Raw genomic sequence first — 16,250 nt, forward strand, 5'->3', positions numbered from 1 at the left:
GTTTATGCAGAAAGGTATCCCGGTGAAATAATTATGAACTCTACTTCTTTATACGAGGCTTTTAATGATACGTTTGATAAAATACCCGCATTACTGTACAGACACGATCGTATTGGCAGTGATATTTGGGCTCCTCTGCATTGGCATCGAAGTTTAGAGATTCTGATTGCGTTCGAAGGCCGCCTGTCTTTTAACGTAGGCAGTGAAAACTTTGACTTTTTCGAAGATGAATGGCTGATTGTAAACAGCAGCGAACTGCATTCCCTGCGGTACACAAGTCCTTCGGATCATTTTAAGGGCATCACGATCATGATCTCCTACCCTTTTTTAGAAACCTGGATCGGCAAGGATCTGTTTTTCCACAACCCCCACAGACAGACCGTCACCCGCCAATTACAGGAGATCGGTCTGGAACTCTATGCATTGGACGAAAATGAGCCCCATTATGCGCTGATCCTCATGCGCAGGCTCTATGACCTTCTGCTCCTTTTGTCCTCCGATTGTATCAAAGAGGATGTGAAATACTCGGTTCCTTTTTCAAAAGAATCCGTGCAGGCCGCAGATATATTAGAATACATAGAGGCCAATTACAAAAACGATCTCTCGCTGGATGATATCGCGTCCCATTTCCAGTATTCTTCCAGCTATTTTTCCCGTTTTTTCAAAAAGTGCATCGGCGTTAATTATTTTTCTTACCTGAACTTCGTGCGGGTGCATCACGCGGCGCAGCAGCTGTTAAAAAACAAATCAAGCCTCACGGAATGCGCCATGGATAATGGATTTCCAAATACCAAGTCCTTTATCACGATCTTCAAAAAACTGTACGGATGCACGCCCAAACAATTCTTGAATAATCATTAACCCTTCACGCTGCCCGCCACTACTCCTTCGATAATGTACTTTTGTCCAAAGAGATAGAACACCAGCACCGGTATGATCCCCAGAACCAAACCTGCCATCATGGGGGAATAGTCCGCCGTATGGTTCGTCAGGAAAGCAAAGGCGGCGATGGCCAGGGTTCTGGTTTCTATTTTTGTCATAAACAGGCTGGTCATCAGATAATCATTCCATACAGCCAGGGCCACAAACACCATGACCGTAATCATGATTGGTTTTAAAAGCGGAAATATAATCTCAAAGAAAGTTCTGGTAAATCCGCATCCGTCAATCTCCGCCGCCTCATCCAGTTCTCTTGGAATCCCCGAAACAAAGCCATGGTATAAGAAAACAGCAAACGGTACGTTTAATCCGGCCGCCACATAGACAACCGTAATAATCCGGTTGGACATTCCCAAAAGCCCTCCGTACAGTTTCACCAGAGGTATCATATACACCTGGAAGGGCGCCACCATAGAGGCCAGAAGCAGCATAAACAAAACGCTGTTAATCCTCCATTTTTTTCTTGAGAAAAAATACCCGGTCATCGAAGCAAGCAAGGTATTGAGCACGGTCGCAAGTACCGTAATCACCGCGGTGTTTTTAAAGGCGGACCAGAATTTCATCGTATCAATGGCGCTTCTGTAGTTATCCAGGTTAAACGCAGCGGGCCATGAAAAAGGATTCCGGGTAAATTCCGCCGTCGGCTTAAACGTGTTCAGAATCAGAATAAAAAAAGGAATCATAAACAGCAGTAATATAAATAAAATGACAACAAACAGGACCCTTTTGTTCATCTGTCTTTGTCTCATTCCTCAACCGCCCCCCTTCTGGTAAAATAAACCTGCAGCAGCGATACGGTTACCACGATCACAAACAGCACCAGCGCCTGCGCCTGTCCCTTGCCAAATTCCATACTTGAAAACGCAGTCTGGTATATTTTATAAGCAATCAATTCCGTGGACTTATAAGGCCCTCCTGAGGTCAGCGACAGGTTCAGGTCAAACGACATAAATGTCCGCGTAATAGACAAAAATATGCAGATGGTCACAGAATTCCGAATCAGCGGAAATTTCACATTGCGCACAATCTGCCAGGGAGATGCCCCGTCGATCCGGGCCGCCTCGATCAACTCCTGCGATACATTCGTAAGTCCGGCTATATATATAACCATCAGGTACCCGCTCATCTGCCATATTGTAACGATAATCAGCGCCGTCAGCGCTTTGGTCGGATGCGTCAGCATGGAAGTGGACAAGCCTTCGATCCCCATTCTTTCTCCGATCCCGGTGATCGCATAAGAAAATATGAAATTCCAGATATAGCCCAGGATAATGCCGCCGATGATATTCGGCGTAAAAAAGCCGGTCCGGAACAGGCTCTGGCCCTTCATCCCGCTGGTTACCGCTAACGCCAGTAAAAAAGCGATCAGATTACTTCCCAGTACGCTCAAAAACACATAGAGAACCGTTTTCAACATGGAGGTAAGAAACGCCGTGTCCCGAAAGACCGCAATATAATTTTTGATGCCTATAAAGTGAATATCCATAGACAGGCCGTTCCAGTCCGTGAAAGTGATCGCCACTCCATATAGCAGCGGAATAATCACGACTGTCATCCATATAAACACAGACGGAACTACAAACAGCGCAAAAAGGCGAAGGTTCTTAATCTTTTTTGTCGCATTCATTCATTTTCTCCTCCATTCGTACATTCCATTTTGCTGCAAATAAGCGGCCGGAGCGGGGATGGGTAAGATACGGTCCGCTCCGGCCTTCTCAACCTGCTAGTTCTCTAACGCCTTCCAGTAACTGCCTACTTTTTCCGACAATTGTTTTCTGTCGCAGGCGCCGGCCAGATACTCACAGGTGTAAGCGCCGCACTCATACCAGAAATCCGAGGGAAGTCCATTCACGGAACCGTCATAAATATCATACGCTTTACCCTCGCTGATGTATTTCTGCGTAGCCTGTCCTAACGGGCTCTTGATTTCTGCGGTGCAATTCTTATACGGCAGGGCCTGGCCGCCCACATCGATACTTACCTTCTGCGCATATTCGTTGGATGTGATGTATTCGATGAACTTAAGGCCTGCTTCCTGCTGTTCCTCCGTATTCTGGCTGGCATCTACACAGTAGCCCTTCGGATAGGATAAGGGAATGGAGGTATTGAATTTATCATCCGGGTCATCGGAATAAGGGATGGGGATAATTCCGAAAGAATCTCCCTCCGCTACCAGGTCTGCCAGATATACCCAGGCCCAGTCTCCCATAAACCAGGTGCCCGCTTTGCCGGTAACCAGCGCTTCGGCATCCATATTGACATTTCCAACCAGCGGATCTTTTTTGTTGTAATTATATTCCGCAATTAAGTCAAAGGTATCCATCAAACCGTTAAAAAGCGAATCATCGATCAAATTAGCTTCCCCGCTTTTTTGCGCCTGCACAAAAGCATCTCTGGTCGCCACATCCCCTCTGGCCGGTCCGTAGACCAAAGCTCCCAGGTAGTGGGAACCCAACGACCAGTTCACGCCGGTAAACATAGATCCTGCCGCTCCGGTAGCTTCGATCTTTTTAAATAAAGCCTCCAGGTCACTTCTGGTTTTGATGGAAGCGGGATCGAAGGTTCCTCCAACCGCTTCATCCAGCACTTTCTGATTATATAAAAGCCCGTATCCCGCAGCGGACATAGGGATGCCATATAATTTGTCGTTGTAGATGTAGCTTACCAGCGACTCCTCTAAGATGTTGTCGAGCCACGGACAATCTTCCTTTGTCATTTCCCTCATTCTGTCCTGGTTCTCCCAGATATTGATCGGGTCCATCAGGGATACGGTCGGTCCTTCATTGCTGGCGTACAAAGACATCCATTTCTGCAGCTGGTCATCCCCCGCTGCGATGTACTCTACGGTAATTCCCGGATTATCCGCCTCGAAATGATCGATGATGTCCAAATAGGTATCGTCGATCCCGGTCTGGGTCGAATAAAAGGAAATATTCACCTCTTTCGCGTCTGCGGGCGCGCTCTCATCCGTTTTCTCCGCGGCCGCTTTATTATCCGGCTCTGCCCCGGGAGTCCCGCTGTCCTGCTTGGAACCGCATCCCGCCAGCATTGACGCTGTCATGACGATCATCAGTAAAACACTTATCCATTTTCTTTTCATACCTTCTCCTCCTGTATTTGATTGACAGTGTACAATTTACACTACCTATGTTTGAAGTAATTTTATTATATTGTTTATTTTCCAATATTACTTTTCATTTTTTGTTGTTTTTATGGTTATTTTTTTACCTGTGCCGCAATCCTTTATACCGGATAGACGATACCAATGTCATGATACGTGAGCAGACGGGCGCACCGTCCCTGGTTTACCGTCTTCTCTGCGCACATATTCCCGCTTATAATCCCTTGCGCCGCCTCCAGATACTGACAGAGTATCTCCGGCTGTACCGGTTTGTCATGATGCGCCGGCCATGTGAGATTGTAATTTTCTCTTTCTTCCAACAATTTTTTCACGGATTCCTCATAAACCTCCACGGAGGCCGAGTAGTCCATATGCAGCAGTACATGTCCCCTGCAGCAGGTGTCCCCTGTGAACAGCCAGCCATTTTCCTGATCCAGTACGCAGACAGACCCAACGCTGTGACCGGGTGTGTGAATGACCCGCAGGGATCTGCCTCCCAGGTCAAATATTGTGCCGTCGCGAACGGGCCGAAGCGACTTCTGCAGGGCCGGAATGTCATAGTTCCCTAACAGCCCCCTGTAGTCGGAGTCGTGCAGCCGGTACGTAGCCATATCCTTCTCATGCAGATAGACCTCAGGAAAAGCGCCCGTGCCCCCGATATGATCGATATGCCCGTGAGTCAGCAGTACTTTTACCGGAAGATCCGTCAACGAGGAAACCGCTTCTTTTAACGGTATCATCCCCATCCCGGCGTCAATCAGAACAGCCTCCCGGTTTCCCGCCAACAGGTACATATAGACCTTTACGTTCTCGTCATATTCCTCAATGAGCCATGTCCCCGTTCCGATTTTTTCAATCTGATATTTCATGAAAACTCTCCTATTTTAACACCATCCTGTTTTTCTCTCCTTCTTTAATTCCCGCCAAAAAAGAAAATACAGGGTCCATCATATTTCCCCAGAATTCCAGTTCATGATCCCCGTCCGTCTCTTTATAGGAGACAGCTTTTCCATTTTCCCGAAGAACATCCACAAAAGCCTTTACCTGCCGATAGACCAGCCGATCCTGCCGTCCGCAGCACAGGAATGTTTCCGGCATTTTATCTTTATCCGCCTCCAGATAAAATTTCTTCAGGTTGGCATCGCTCTTAAGATACTCTTTTTCCTCCCCGAATAAATAGTGAAATAATCCCTCCGGGAAACCGGCGTCTGCACATGTGTCTTTTGAGGTCAGTTCCAGGCAGTCCACCACCGGAGACATGACCGCTATCTTGGAAAACGTATCCCGATAACGAAGGCCGTTGTAAAGGGCCCCGAATCCGCCCATGGAGATGCCCCCGATATAGGTATCTTCCCTTTTATCCGATAGGGGGAGAAGTTTTCGGGTCATTTCCACCAGCTCCGCACCCACGTAGCTGCTATAATTCATCCCCCGTTCCGGATGGTCGATATAAAATGAGTTCTCCCCTTCCGGAATAACCACGGCGATTCCTTTTAGATCACACTGCATACGGAATCCAAGATACGTATAGAGTTCCGTCCCGCCCGCGCTGTAACCAGGCAGGAAATAGCAAGTCCGGTAGGGTGGCTCCGCTTCCTCTCCCAGTAAATCCGCAGGTAAAAATACCTGCGCCGAGATCTCCCTTCCAAGCTCCTTTGATTTATAATTCAATTTTATAAAAGCCATCTTTGCTTCCTCTCCTAACGAAATAGATACTGTGCAAAATCATAGATACAATACCGCCACACATTCCAGTCATGTCCGCCGCCATAGGTTTTTCGGATATGACGAATCCCCTTATCCCTGCATAGGGCGTCATCCTGATAAAAGTGGTTCAGGAAGGGATCTTCCTCACCGATCGCCCGGAAAAGCAACCGGAACTCCCTATGGAATCTCTCCTTATCCTCCAACAGAGCCAAATGTTCATTGGTACTATTTTCCCGCTGCACCATATCCAATTCAGATCCCTGTATAAAGTCATGCATAAAGCCGCTGAACACGCCCAGCCAGGCAAAATAATCCGGGTGGCAAAAACCGGTCAGACAGGTCTGTATGGACCCCATGGACAATCCCGCCATAGCGCGGTTTATTTTATCCTTTTTCACCCGAAACCGCTTCTCAATAAACGGTATTACATCGCGGATCAGGCGGGAGCCGAACAGTTGATAATCCACCATCCGTTTTCCCTGTGAATTTTCGGTCTGGACCATTCCGTTATTCATCACAATCAGAAACGGGACCGCCCTGTGTTCCGCCAATAGATTGTCCATAATGAAATTCACTCTTCCCGCCGTGATCCATCCCACCTCATTTTCTCCGTGCCCATGCTGCAGATACAAAACGGGGTATTCCCGCTCCGCCTCCTCATACTCGGGAGGCGTATATACCAGGCAGCTTTCCCAGGTGTCTGTCACCGTCGAATAATAATACTCCCGGCGCACGCTTCCGTGAGGGACCTCTTTCAGCCGGTAAAAATCCTCCCCTTCCCTCTCAAGGGAGACAAAGTTATAGGGACGGCTGTACCCATAGCCTATGGGCAGAAGAGGCGTGAGAACCTCGGCTCCATCGATTACCAGCTGCACAAAATGAAAACCAAAGCGGTAGGGAAACCGAAGCCCCCAAACGCCTTGTCCGTCCTGCACACAGTCATATTCTTTTTCTCCGATCACAAAAACCACCCGTTTGGCCTGCGGCGCCTTGATTCTCAAATAAATACTCCCGTCTTCCCTTCTCGTGACCGCTTCCTCCTGTCCCTCCCACGGCAATACCGGGTCAAAGGACAGCGCTTGTGACGTCAAATCCTGCGGCATCAAATTCCGTATTCGTTCCATATATTCCTCCAAGCATTTGTTTATCGGTAGATACAGAAACCGGATGCAGCCTTTTATATCCTTCTTTGCTCCGCCGGTGCACGCGATTTCCGACTATCTGTAAGTGTACTATAATTATAATATAGATTCCTACATTTACTTTTCCCTTTTTGCTCACTTTATGGTAAGTTTTTTACATTTGATTCACCTTTCTTTCAGAAGCGCATGGACGCAGAGAATAATACCGGAAAAATAGGTAAAACTTAAAACAGCAAGTTGTGGGACAAAAGAGCATATATGGAGGATTCAATGAGACCAAAATCTTCAGATACGGTTTATTATATAAATCCGAAAGGGATGCGGGCGGTGAACCGTTTTTGCGGTACCCTGCAGAAATTAGTGAAAGAGACGGGGGGCAGCGGAAGGCCCATCGTTTTTGTTTGTATCGGGAGCGACCGGGTCACCGGGGACAGCCTGGGGCCTTTGATCGGTTATAAGCTGAATAAGAGCCCGTTTGCTTCCCGTTTTATTATCTACGGGACGCTGGAGTACCCGGTTCACGCGCTGAACCTGGATGAGACCATCGGGCATATAAAAAGCACCCATCCGGGTGCGCTGGTGATTGCCATCGATGCTTCTCTTGGGTCTCCGGGACATTTGGGGTATGTCACACTGGGCAAGGGATCTTTGCGGCCCGGAGCCGGGGTAGATAAGGATCTGGCGGAAATCGGGGATATCTTTATTACCGGAATTGTAAATGTATCCGGTTCCATGGAACAGCTGCTGCTCCAGACTACCCGGCTGTCCGTTGTGATGCAGATGGCGGATTTTATCAGCTCGGGTATTCTGGCGGCAGCGAAGAAGCCATTATTAGCCACAGCGATTTATGATGAGGTGTGGGGCATCCAGGACTTGCACTTTTCCGAGTAAGCCCGCGCGATCTCCACAAAGCCGCAGTATTTGTCCGTATACGCGATGACCAGCACTTCCGGGTTCGTGGGAATCGGTAACGTTACCGGCCACATATGTTTCAGGATGATCTCCCGCTCCAGATCATTCAGCTCAAAATATTTTTCCGCATTTAAAAGCGCCGCTCTGGGATGGGTCATGGCATGAAAATGTTCGCCGGTTTCCCTGGCGTGGGTACGCCAGTCATAGAGGAACAGATCATGCAGCATTCCCGCTCTAGCCGCTGAGCGGGCGTCCAGATGCAGAGATTTGCAGATACAGTAATTATAGTACGCCACGTGAAGGCAGTGGTCATAGCAGGACGTGTCGCAGTGATGCGGGAATTCTTTCATCTGAAGTACGACCGGATGTTCCGCGATATCCCGTATGACCTCGTAAAACTCTCTTTTGTCTTCCTCCGTAGCCGCTTGTTCTACGTTTTTAATTAGCTTGTGCATTGGAATCACCTACTTTACATATCTTTTTATTCAACAAACCATTCTTATCTGTTGAACGAAAAAGGGAATAGAAGCTCTTCACTTCTATTCCCATTATAATACGCATTTCTAAGGAAAAAAACCTAATTTTCCTTAAGAATTTCTAATTTTTTTGTAGATGCCTTCCGCATCCAGTCCATATTTGTGAATCAGAGCCGTAGCGGGACCGGATTCACCGAATACATCGTTGACGCCGATCTTCAATACGGGAGTCGGGGCTTTTGCTGCGAGAGCGTCGCAGACAGCGCTTCCCAGTCCGCCGATGACGGAGTGCTCTTCTACGGTAACCACTTTTCCGGTTTCCTTAGCAGCCGCCACGATCAGGTCTTCGTCTAACGGTTTGATCGTATGGATGTTGATGACTTTCGCCTGGATTCCGTCCGCCGCAAGCATTTCCGCTGCCGCCAGAGATTCGGAAACGCACAGGCCGGTAGCCACGATGGTTAAGTCCTTTCCTTCTCTTAAGACGACGCCTTTTCCAATCTCGAATTTGTAATCCGGATTGTCATTGATCACCGGCACGGCCAGTCTGCCGAATCTTAGATAGACCGGACCCACATGCTCCATCGCTGCGCGGACAGCCGCCTTTGCCTCGATATCATCTGCCGGGCTGATCACTACCATTCCGGGCAGTGTTCTCATCAGCGCGATATCCTCGTTGCACTGATGGGTAGCGCCGTCTTCCCCTACGGAGATGCCGGCATGGGTAGCGCCGATTTTTACATTTAACTGCGGATAGCAGATGGAGTTGCGGACCTGCTCAAACGCGCGGCCTGCCGCGAACATGGCAAAGGTGCTGGCGAAAGGAATCTTGCCGGTGGCCGCAAGGCCGGCGGCTATCCCCATCATGTTGGACTCTGCGATACCGCAGTCGATATGACGGTCGGGATACGCTTTCTTGAATACTCCGGTCTTGGTAGCTGCTGCCAGGTCGGCATCTAAGACTACCAGATTCGGGTACTCGGCTCCAAGTTCTACTAATGCATTACCATAGCTTTCTCTCGTTGCGATCTTCTTTACTTCTGACATAACGCTTCACCTACCTTTTCCAAATCTGCCATTGCCACGGCGTACTGCTCATCGTTGGGAGCGGAACCGTGCCAGGATGCCTGGTTTTCCATAAAGGATACGCCTTTTCCTTTTACGCTGTGAGCGATAATCGCGGTGGGGCATCCCTTGGTCTCTTTCGCCTCGTTGAAAGCAGCGGCGATCTGATCGAAATCATGGGCATCTATATTGATTACATGGAAATTAAACGCTTCGAATTTCTTATCGATGGGATAAGGGGAGCACACATCGGCTACCGAACCGTCGATCTGCAGGCCGTTGTTGTCTACAATTACAACCAGATTATCCAGCTTTCTGGCGCCTGCGAACATGGAAGCCTCCCATACCTGGCCTTCCTGAATCTCACCGTCGCCCAGCAGGGTGTATACGCGGTAATCGTCGCCGCTAAGTTTCGCGGAGAGGGCCATACCTACCGCGGCGGAGATTCCCTGTCCCAGGGAACCGCTGGACATGTCAACGCCCGGAATGTGTTTTTTATCCGGATGTCCCTGCAGATAGGAGCCTACATGGCGGAGGGTCTTCAGATCCTCTACCGGGAAGAATCCTCTGTAAGCCAGCGTGGAATACAGGCCGGGGGCGCAGTGTCCTTTGGAAAGGACGAAACGGTCTCTGTCCGCCTTGTCCGGTTCTTTCGGATCTACGTTTAATTCTTCAAAATACAGATACGTAAATAGGTCTGCTGCGCTCAAGGATCCGCCGGGATGTCCCGATTTTGCACTGTGTACGGCAGTTACAATACCTTTGCGGATCTCATTGGCAGTTTTCTGTAACTCTAATTTGTTCATGTTCTAACCACCTTTTCCTTTATTCTCCAAAGACAGCTTTATAATCTGCCTGGAATTTCTCAATACCCTGATCGGTCAGCGGATGCTTGCACATCTGCTCAATTACTTTAAACGGAACGGTCGCGATATCCGCCCCCGCCAGCGCACAGTCGATTACATGGATCGGATTTCGGATGCTGGCCGCGATAATCTCGCTCTCTATCCCATGGATATCAAACATCTCAGCGATGGTGCCGATCAGATCAACCCCCGGCATGTTGATATCATCCAGCCTTCCCACGAAGGGCGATACATAGGTCGCGCCTGCCCTGGCCGCTAACAGCGCCTGGTTGGCGGAAAAGATCAGGGTGACGTTGGTCTTGATTCCCATGGCCGTGAGGGCTTTCGTCGCTTTTAACCCTTCCATGGTCATCGGGATCTTAACCACCATGTTAGGATGAATCGCCGCGATCTCCCGGCCTTCCCGGATCATGCCTTCCGCGTCTGTGGTCGTCGCTTTGACTTCGCCGCTGATGGGGCCGTCAACGATAGCGGCAATCTCTTGAATCACTTCATTGAAGTCCCGGCCTTCCTTGGCGATCAGCGACGGATTCGTGGTAACGCCGCAGATGACGCCCATATCGTTAGCCTTGCGGATGTCTTCCACATTCGCTGTGTCGATAAAAAATTTCATATTCCCTCCATTTCTGTGCTTGTTACAACCGGAACGCCTTCCGGTCTCAGCTGCCTGAAACAACTCTCTATTCCATAACCTGGGCTTTCAGCGCTTTCAGCCGCTTCATCACATCGTTTCCGCCGGCCGCAAAATAGTCGCTGAGCGTCTTGTATTCTTCATAGAGCTTCTTATATACCGCCACATTTTCCGGGATTGGTTTGTAATATTCGTCTTTCACCTTACCCATCACTTTTGCAGCCTCAAAGATGGAGTCATATCCGCCGTTTGCTTTTCCCGCCGCCACGGCTCCGAACATAGCCGCCCCAAGGGCCGGAGTCTGGTCGGAAGCGGAGATCCTGATCTCCCGGTTCGTGACATCGGCATAGATCTGCATCATCATTTTATTTTTCTCAGCGATACCGCCGCAGGCGAACAGCTCATCGATCTTCACGCCATTCTTCTCGAACGTTTCGATCACCAGGTTGGTACCGTAAGCGGTCGCCTCAATCAGCGCCCGGTACATCTCTTCCGGTTTGGTCAGCAGCGTACAGCCTAACATCATGCCGGTCAGGTCGTAATCCACATATGGGGTCCGGTTGCCGTTCCACCAGTCCAAAGCCAGTAATCCGCTCTCTCCGGGTTTTAATTTCTGCGCTTTTTCGGTCAGCAGCTGGTGAATGCCGATCCCTCTCTCCTTCGCTTCCTCAGTGTAGGCCGCGGGCACGCAGTTTTCAACCAGCCATTCGAAATGATCTCCCACGCACGCCTGTCCGGCCTCGTAGGCAAAGTAGCCGGGCATAACGCCGTCCTCTACCACGCCGCACATGCCGGGCACGATCTCTTCGGTCTCGCCCAACAGTATATGGCAGGTGGAAGTTCCCATTACCATCAGCAGCTGTCCCGGTTTCGTGATTCCGATACCAGGCACCCCTGCATGTGCGTCTATGATACCAACGCCTACCGCGGTTCCTGGTTTCAGGCCGGTTTTCGCCGCCCACTCTTCGTTTAACTCTCCCGCTTTCATACCAAGCGGATAGATTTTATCGGACATTTTCTCTTCGACCAGATTTTCCATTCTGGAGTCTAACGCTTTGAAGAAATCTTTGGAGGGATAGCCGTCCTGCTTATGCCAGATCTCCTTATACCCTGCGTAACAGCTGGAGCGTTTTTCCACTCCGGTCAGCATGTAATTCACCCAGTCGCCGACCTCCATGATCTTCTCCGCACGGTCGTAGATCTCAGGGGCTTCGTTCAGGATCTGAAGCACTTTGGGTTCCATCCACTCGGAAGAAATCTTTCCGCCGTAACGGTTTAAGAAAACTTCGCCTCTTTGTTCTGCGATCTCGGTTATCTTATTCGCCTCGGGCTGGGCCGCGTGATGCTTCCACAGTTTTACATAAGCGTGAGGCTCCGATTTCAAATCCTCTTTGTAGCACAGAGGCTCCCCGTCTTTATCTGTCGGAAGTATCGTGCATGCGGTAAAATCGGTGGAAAGTCCGATGACATCCTCCCCGTCGATCCCTGCCGCTTTTAAAACCTCCGGTATCGTTATCTCCACAACCTCCATATAATCGGCCGGATGCTGAAGCGCCCAGTCCATCGGAAGCTTTGTCTTTCCGTCCGGAAGGTACTCATCCATCACACCGTGGGTGTAAGGTTTCACTGCCTGCGCCACAACATTTCCGGTCTCCACTTCCACCAGTACGGCACGGCCGGATTGTGTTCCATAATCAAGTCCAATTGCGTATTTTTTACTGCCCATAACATAACCCTCCAATTTTATATTTTTAGAATACTGTAAGGTATCTTATCAGTCAAGAAACAGAAGTATTATTAATAAATAAATTTACTTATAATTTTTATTTTATTAACGGTTTTCCCAGAATTTTTGGATTTTTCCGCTAATCTGCTTGAATTTCTGTTCATTTTCCAAATGCCGCCTTGGATTTTCGCAATTTTATTATTAATAATTTTGAACTTCGCATTTATTTTTAAGAATCGCTGCGCTGCTCAGGAACGGATCTTCGCATAAGAGGTACTGCCGCGGATAATCAGTTTCGGTTCATATTCCACATGGTAAATACTAGTGGGCTGAATCTCGCTGTTATACGTATTCAGGGAGGCGATCTTTTTAACCACAATGTCGCAGGCGTCCCGGCCTTTGAGCACCACGAAATGTTCCAGCGTCGTCAGGGACACCCCCTGCAGGCTGGATATCAGCGTATTATCACAGCCCATAACCGAAATATCGGCAGGTATCTTATATTTCGCCTCCAAGAGAGCGTCCATAATGCCCACCGCGATCATATCGTCCAGCCCAACGATGGCTGTGATTCCCTTCTCATCCCGGATCAGTTCCTTAGTCATATCATAACCCATCCGGTATTCGGAATCTATGCTGGGCATCTGCTCATTCCACCGCTCATCCGGGCTTTTGATAATTACCTGATAGCCAGGCCCCATGCCCTCGAACTCACCGACAAAACCATCTACCCGTTTGATTCTGGCCGGAAGGCGTTTCAGAAGCGGCGTCGTCACGAAGGCTACTTTGCGGTGTCCCAATTCCAGCAGATGTCTGGCCATCAGACGTCCGGGCTTGGTGTTGTTTAACTCCACCGTGTCCACGCTCATGGTTTCATCCCGATTCCCGATGATCACGATGGGAATGCTGGCGGACAGCTCGTCCACCTGTCTGCAGAAACTGGGGCTGGATGTATAGATGATACCCATGGGCTGGATAGACTTCATCATCTTCAAGTATTGGTCTTCCAGCTTCAGATCCCGCTGTGTATTGCAGACGAATACCCCATATCCGTTTTCTTTGGCCACTTCCTCGATCCCCTGCAGCAGCATGACATAATAGGGATTTGTAAGCGTCGGGCAGAATACCACGATCAGTTTTCCGCCTTTGCTGTCTTTTCGAATCCTGCGGCGGGGCACTTTATAGCCCAGTTTCGAGGCCGCCTGCTCCACCTTCTCCACGGTCTCCTTCGAAAATGAGACATTATACTTTTTATTCAATACCATCGAGACCGTCGCCTGCGACACTCCTGCCGCCTTGGCAACATCCGAAGAAGTGACTTTATTCTTCCCCATGCCTACCTCCGCAAGCCCATTTTTTCCATTTTTCCTCTCAGGATGATTTTTCTCATACCCATACATTATTATAGACGATGTTGGGGTTTTGTACAATGAATTTTGTGTTAATTGCTGGGGCCGGAGAGGGCAGGGGCGGGGCGCGGTACCGGAGGGGAGCTGCACGTATCGGGCGCCAAATCACTTCGGACAGGCCTAAGAACGGATAACTCCGATGGCGGGAGAACCTCTTATTGGCAGGGCCCGGAACAAACTCGCCAGAAAAACGGCTCGGACAGTGTTCCGGGCCCTGCGAGGTTCTCCCGTCATCTGCGTAACCCGTTCTAAGGCCTGTCCTCGAGTGATTTGGCGCCCGATACGTGCAGCTCCCCTCCGGTACCGCGCCCCGCCCCTGCCCTCTCCTTCTTTGGTATTAGCTGAGATTCATGTGTATTCGGTTTAGGGCGCTTTAACCATAAGGTGAAGCGGTTTAAGGCGGTGGTTTTAATAATTTTTATTTTGTGTTACTGGCTGGTCGTTTTGGGCTTGGAGGGATTGGTAATAGGACGAAACCTGACCCTGATACGGACTATGCAGACAATGGAAATTATGGTTACGACGAGTCTGAGGAGTACGGCGACGCTAACTGAGCAATATCGGATGGTAGATATTATCTCCGTCATTTGCAACACGAATGACAACGTGCATAGGGCCGGTTGCGGATACCGTCCACTCCCCAGCGGAAGTAATTTAATCAACCACCTTTAGGTTTGGATATATTTTTTCGATTCTGTCGTCCGGGAAATGGCTGTCCAGGAATTGTTCCCATGTGGTCTGCGCTTGGGGCTCGCTCTGGCGTTGTGTGTAGCGTCCCAGGGCCATGGCGGAGAGAAGCATGTTGCATATCATAAATATTATCAGAAACCATGTGACCGGTACGCCTGCTTTTTTGGGTATTTTTTCAATCAGTCTGGATAGGAACGGATATATTCCTTTTAACCAGACTACCGCGGCGATTCCCCAGAAGAAACAGTAAAGGAGATTAATTCTGCCGCCCAGATTGAACGGGATGTCACTGTAGTCCCAGAATACGGTTCCGAAGGCCAGCTCCGTAAATACGCTGCATATGTATTCGTAGGCTCCCCCCAACACTGTGCCGCAGATGAATAGATACCGGTCACTTTTATCTTTGTATTTGTACAACAGGGCGGTGAGAATCGCGCAGGCCAGGCCCCACACGATGCTGAATGCGCCGTAGACTACGCTGCTCCTGCTCATCCAGATGCCGGCTGTGATCCTGCAGAAGATCGTCTCCACCACATCTCCCAGGAATGCGCCGATAAAGAACAGGGCGGTTAGTTTATAGAAGCCGCATCCTTTGGCAAATGTCTCTTTTTCTGCCTTCTCTTTTTGTGTCTTTTTTGTTTCTGCCTGTTCCGCCAGCAGCTTTGAGGCCTCAAGGTTCGGATAAGCTTTCATCATTCTGCGCTGTATCCTGCCGGTTATGGCGTTTCCGAATGAGTCGGAGATGCGCTGCATGTCCTGCGTCATCTCATTCAGTCTGCGGATACGGATTTTCAGCTGGAGCGCAGCGGTCAGGGCGCTTACAAAATCAAGCGTCAGAAGGATCAGGGCCGCTAATAATATGATCCTGCCGATCCAGCGGGGGATCAGGCCCAGTAAGGTCAAAAGCAGCGGGTTTGTTACCCGGATGCAGAGCACGCCCAGCAGTCCAAATATGACCGCCAAAGGGAAACTTATGTAGCCTTCAAATTGAAACCGGTTTTTGCTGAAATCCCACCACTTTCGCTGGAAGAACCGTTCCAGAAGCAAACCGGTTATGTACATGAGCGCTGATGAAAGGATAATTCCGCCGATGAATAAAAAGAACAGATTGCTTTTTAGTTCCGACAGGAATATGGTAAATAAAATGCCTCCGAATCCGTATATGGGACAAAATGGAAGGTTCAAAAACCCGTTGTTGACAAACCTATGCTTTTTGGCTGCGGAATAGATGACCCCGGCGCACCATCCCGCAAAGGAATATATGAGAAAGTACCAGAATAGTTGGTATAGCGTATTGTACATGTTATGAATCCTCCGTATCCGGGCCGGATGCAGCCCCGCCGACATCCCTGTGCGCCCTTGTTGTATGTGCTATGTCCTATTGTAAGATGTTAAAAGGGATTATAACATAACGCAGCAAAAGAACAATCCTATATTTTGAAAGTCCTCTGTTGCTTTGTCTAATCAGGGAGCATGGCAGCCGGGTGTTTCAAAGATAAGCGTTACGGGGATTAGCTTTACAGGGATTAGCTCTTGAACATCCCGAACCGGTTGTGATATAATAAA

15 protein-coding genes are annotated in these 16,250 nt (G+C 49.2%); 2 read left to right on the forward strand and 13 right to left on the reverse strand.

The features are described from left to right. The first annotated feature begins 33 nt into the window (after positions 1-33). Complete coding sequence (locus KTH89_RS03655) at positions 34-861, forward strand: helix-turn-helix transcriptional regulator (protein ID WP_158342257.1); 828 nt, start codon at positions 34-36, stop codon at positions 859-861. Here KTH89_RS03655 and KTH89_RS03660 read toward each other — a convergent pair. From KTH89_RS03660 to KTH89_RS03685, 6 genes are all read right to left on the reverse strand, one after another. Beyond that, positions 858-1,688 carry a carbohydrate ABC transporter permease gene (locus tag KTH89_RS03660; RefSeq protein WP_158342258.1) on the reverse strand — a complete coding sequence of 277 codons (831 nt, stop codon included), beginning with the start codon at positions 1,686-1,688 and terminating at the stop codon, positions 858-860. The genes KTH89_RS03655 and KTH89_RS03660 overlap by 4 nt on opposite strands. Beyond that, on the reverse strand, positions 1,685-2,566 hold the full coding sequence (locus KTH89_RS03665; protein WP_158342259.1) for a carbohydrate ABC transporter permease: 882 nt from the start codon (positions 2,564-2,566) through the stop codon (positions 1,685-1,687). Before KTH89_RS03665 ends, KTH89_RS03660 begins: the two co-directional genes overlap by 4 nt. A gap of 96 nt (positions 2,567-2,662) precedes the next feature. Further along, positions 2,663-4,039, reverse strand: a complete 1,377-nt coding sequence (locus KTH89_RS03670; protein WP_158342260.1) for an ABC transporter substrate-binding protein — start codon at positions 4,037-4,039, stop codon at positions 2,663-2,665. Positions 4,040-4,182: 143 nt separating this feature from the next. After that, positions 4,183-4,929: an MBL fold metallo-hydrolase gene (locus KTH89_RS03675; RefSeq protein WP_158342261.1), complete on the reverse strand. Its 747-nt coding sequence runs from the start codon at positions 4,927-4,929 to the stop codon at positions 4,183-4,185. Positions 4,930-4,939: 10 nt separating this feature from the next. Continuing rightward, on the reverse strand, positions 4,940-5,746 hold the full coding sequence (locus KTH89_RS03680) for an alpha/beta hydrolase (protein WP_158342262.1): 807 nt from the start codon (positions 5,744-5,746) through the stop codon (positions 4,940-4,942). A gap of 14 nt (positions 5,747-5,760) precedes the next feature. Continuing rightward, positions 5,761-6,891: an alpha/beta hydrolase gene (locus tag KTH89_RS03685; protein WP_158342263.1), complete on the reverse strand. Its 1,131-nt coding sequence runs from the start codon at positions 6,889-6,891 to the stop codon at positions 5,761-5,763. Between the two features lie 288 nt (positions 6,892-7,179). Between KTH89_RS03685 and yyaC the strand changes: the two genes are divergently transcribed. Next, positions 7,180-7,800 carry a spore protease YyaC gene (gene yyaC / locus KTH89_RS03690; RefSeq protein ID WP_158342264.1) on the forward strand — a complete coding sequence of 207 codons (621 nt, stop codon included), beginning with the start codon at positions 7,180-7,182 and terminating at the stop codon, positions 7,798-7,800. Here yyaC and KTH89_RS03695 read toward each other — a convergent pair. The 7 genes from KTH89_RS03695 to KTH89_RS03725 form a co-directional block, all read right to left on the reverse strand. Next, a complete protein-coding gene (locus KTH89_RS03695) occupies positions 7,755-8,276 on the reverse strand; it encodes an HD domain-containing protein (protein WP_158342265.1) in 522 nt (173 codons plus the stop codon). The genes yyaC and KTH89_RS03695 overlap by 46 nt on opposite strands. A gap of 132 nt (positions 8,277-8,408) precedes the next feature. Further along, the gene (locus KTH89_RS03700; RefSeq protein ID WP_158342266.1) at positions 8,409-9,344 is read right to left on the reverse strand and encodes a transketolase family protein; all 936 of its coding nucleotides are present in this window, start codon (positions 9,342-9,344) and stop codon (positions 8,409-8,411) included. After that, a complete protein-coding gene (locus KTH89_RS03705) occupies positions 9,332-10,168 on the reverse strand; it encodes a transketolase (protein WP_158342267.1) in 837 nt (278 codons plus the stop codon). Before KTH89_RS03705 ends, KTH89_RS03700 begins: the two co-directional genes overlap by 13 nt. A gap of 19 nt (positions 10,169-10,187) precedes the next feature. After that, the gene (fsa, locus tag KTH89_RS03710; protein WP_158342268.1) at positions 10,188-10,841 is read right to left on the reverse strand and encodes a fructose-6-phosphate aldolase; all 654 of its coding nucleotides are present in this window, start codon (positions 10,839-10,841) and stop codon (positions 10,188-10,190) included. A gap of 67 nt (positions 10,842-10,908) precedes the next feature. Next, complete coding sequence (locus KTH89_RS03715; protein ID WP_158342269.1) at positions 10,909-12,585, reverse strand: ribulokinase; 1,677 nt, start codon at positions 12,583-12,585, stop codon at positions 10,909-10,911. A 248-nt stretch (positions 12,586-12,833) separates the two neighbouring features. Next, positions 12,834-13,919 carry a LacI family DNA-binding transcriptional regulator gene (locus KTH89_RS03720; protein ID WP_158342270.1) on the reverse strand — a complete coding sequence of 362 codons (1,086 nt, stop codon included), beginning with the start codon at positions 13,917-13,919 and terminating at the stop codon, positions 12,834-12,836. 729 nt (positions 13,920-14,648) lie between these two features. After that, the gene (locus KTH89_RS03725; protein WP_158342271.1) at positions 14,649-15,986 is read right to left on the reverse strand and encodes a putative ABC transporter permease; all 1,338 of its coding nucleotides are present in this window, start codon (positions 15,984-15,986) and stop codon (positions 14,649-14,651) included. Positions 15,987-16,250 lie beyond the last annotated feature (264 nt).

Source organism: Diplocloster agilis, assembly GCF_019042275.1.
In the GTDB taxonomy this organism is placed as follows: domain Bacteria; phylum Bacillota; class Clostridia; order Lachnospirales; family Lachnospiraceae; genus Diplocloster; species Diplocloster agilis.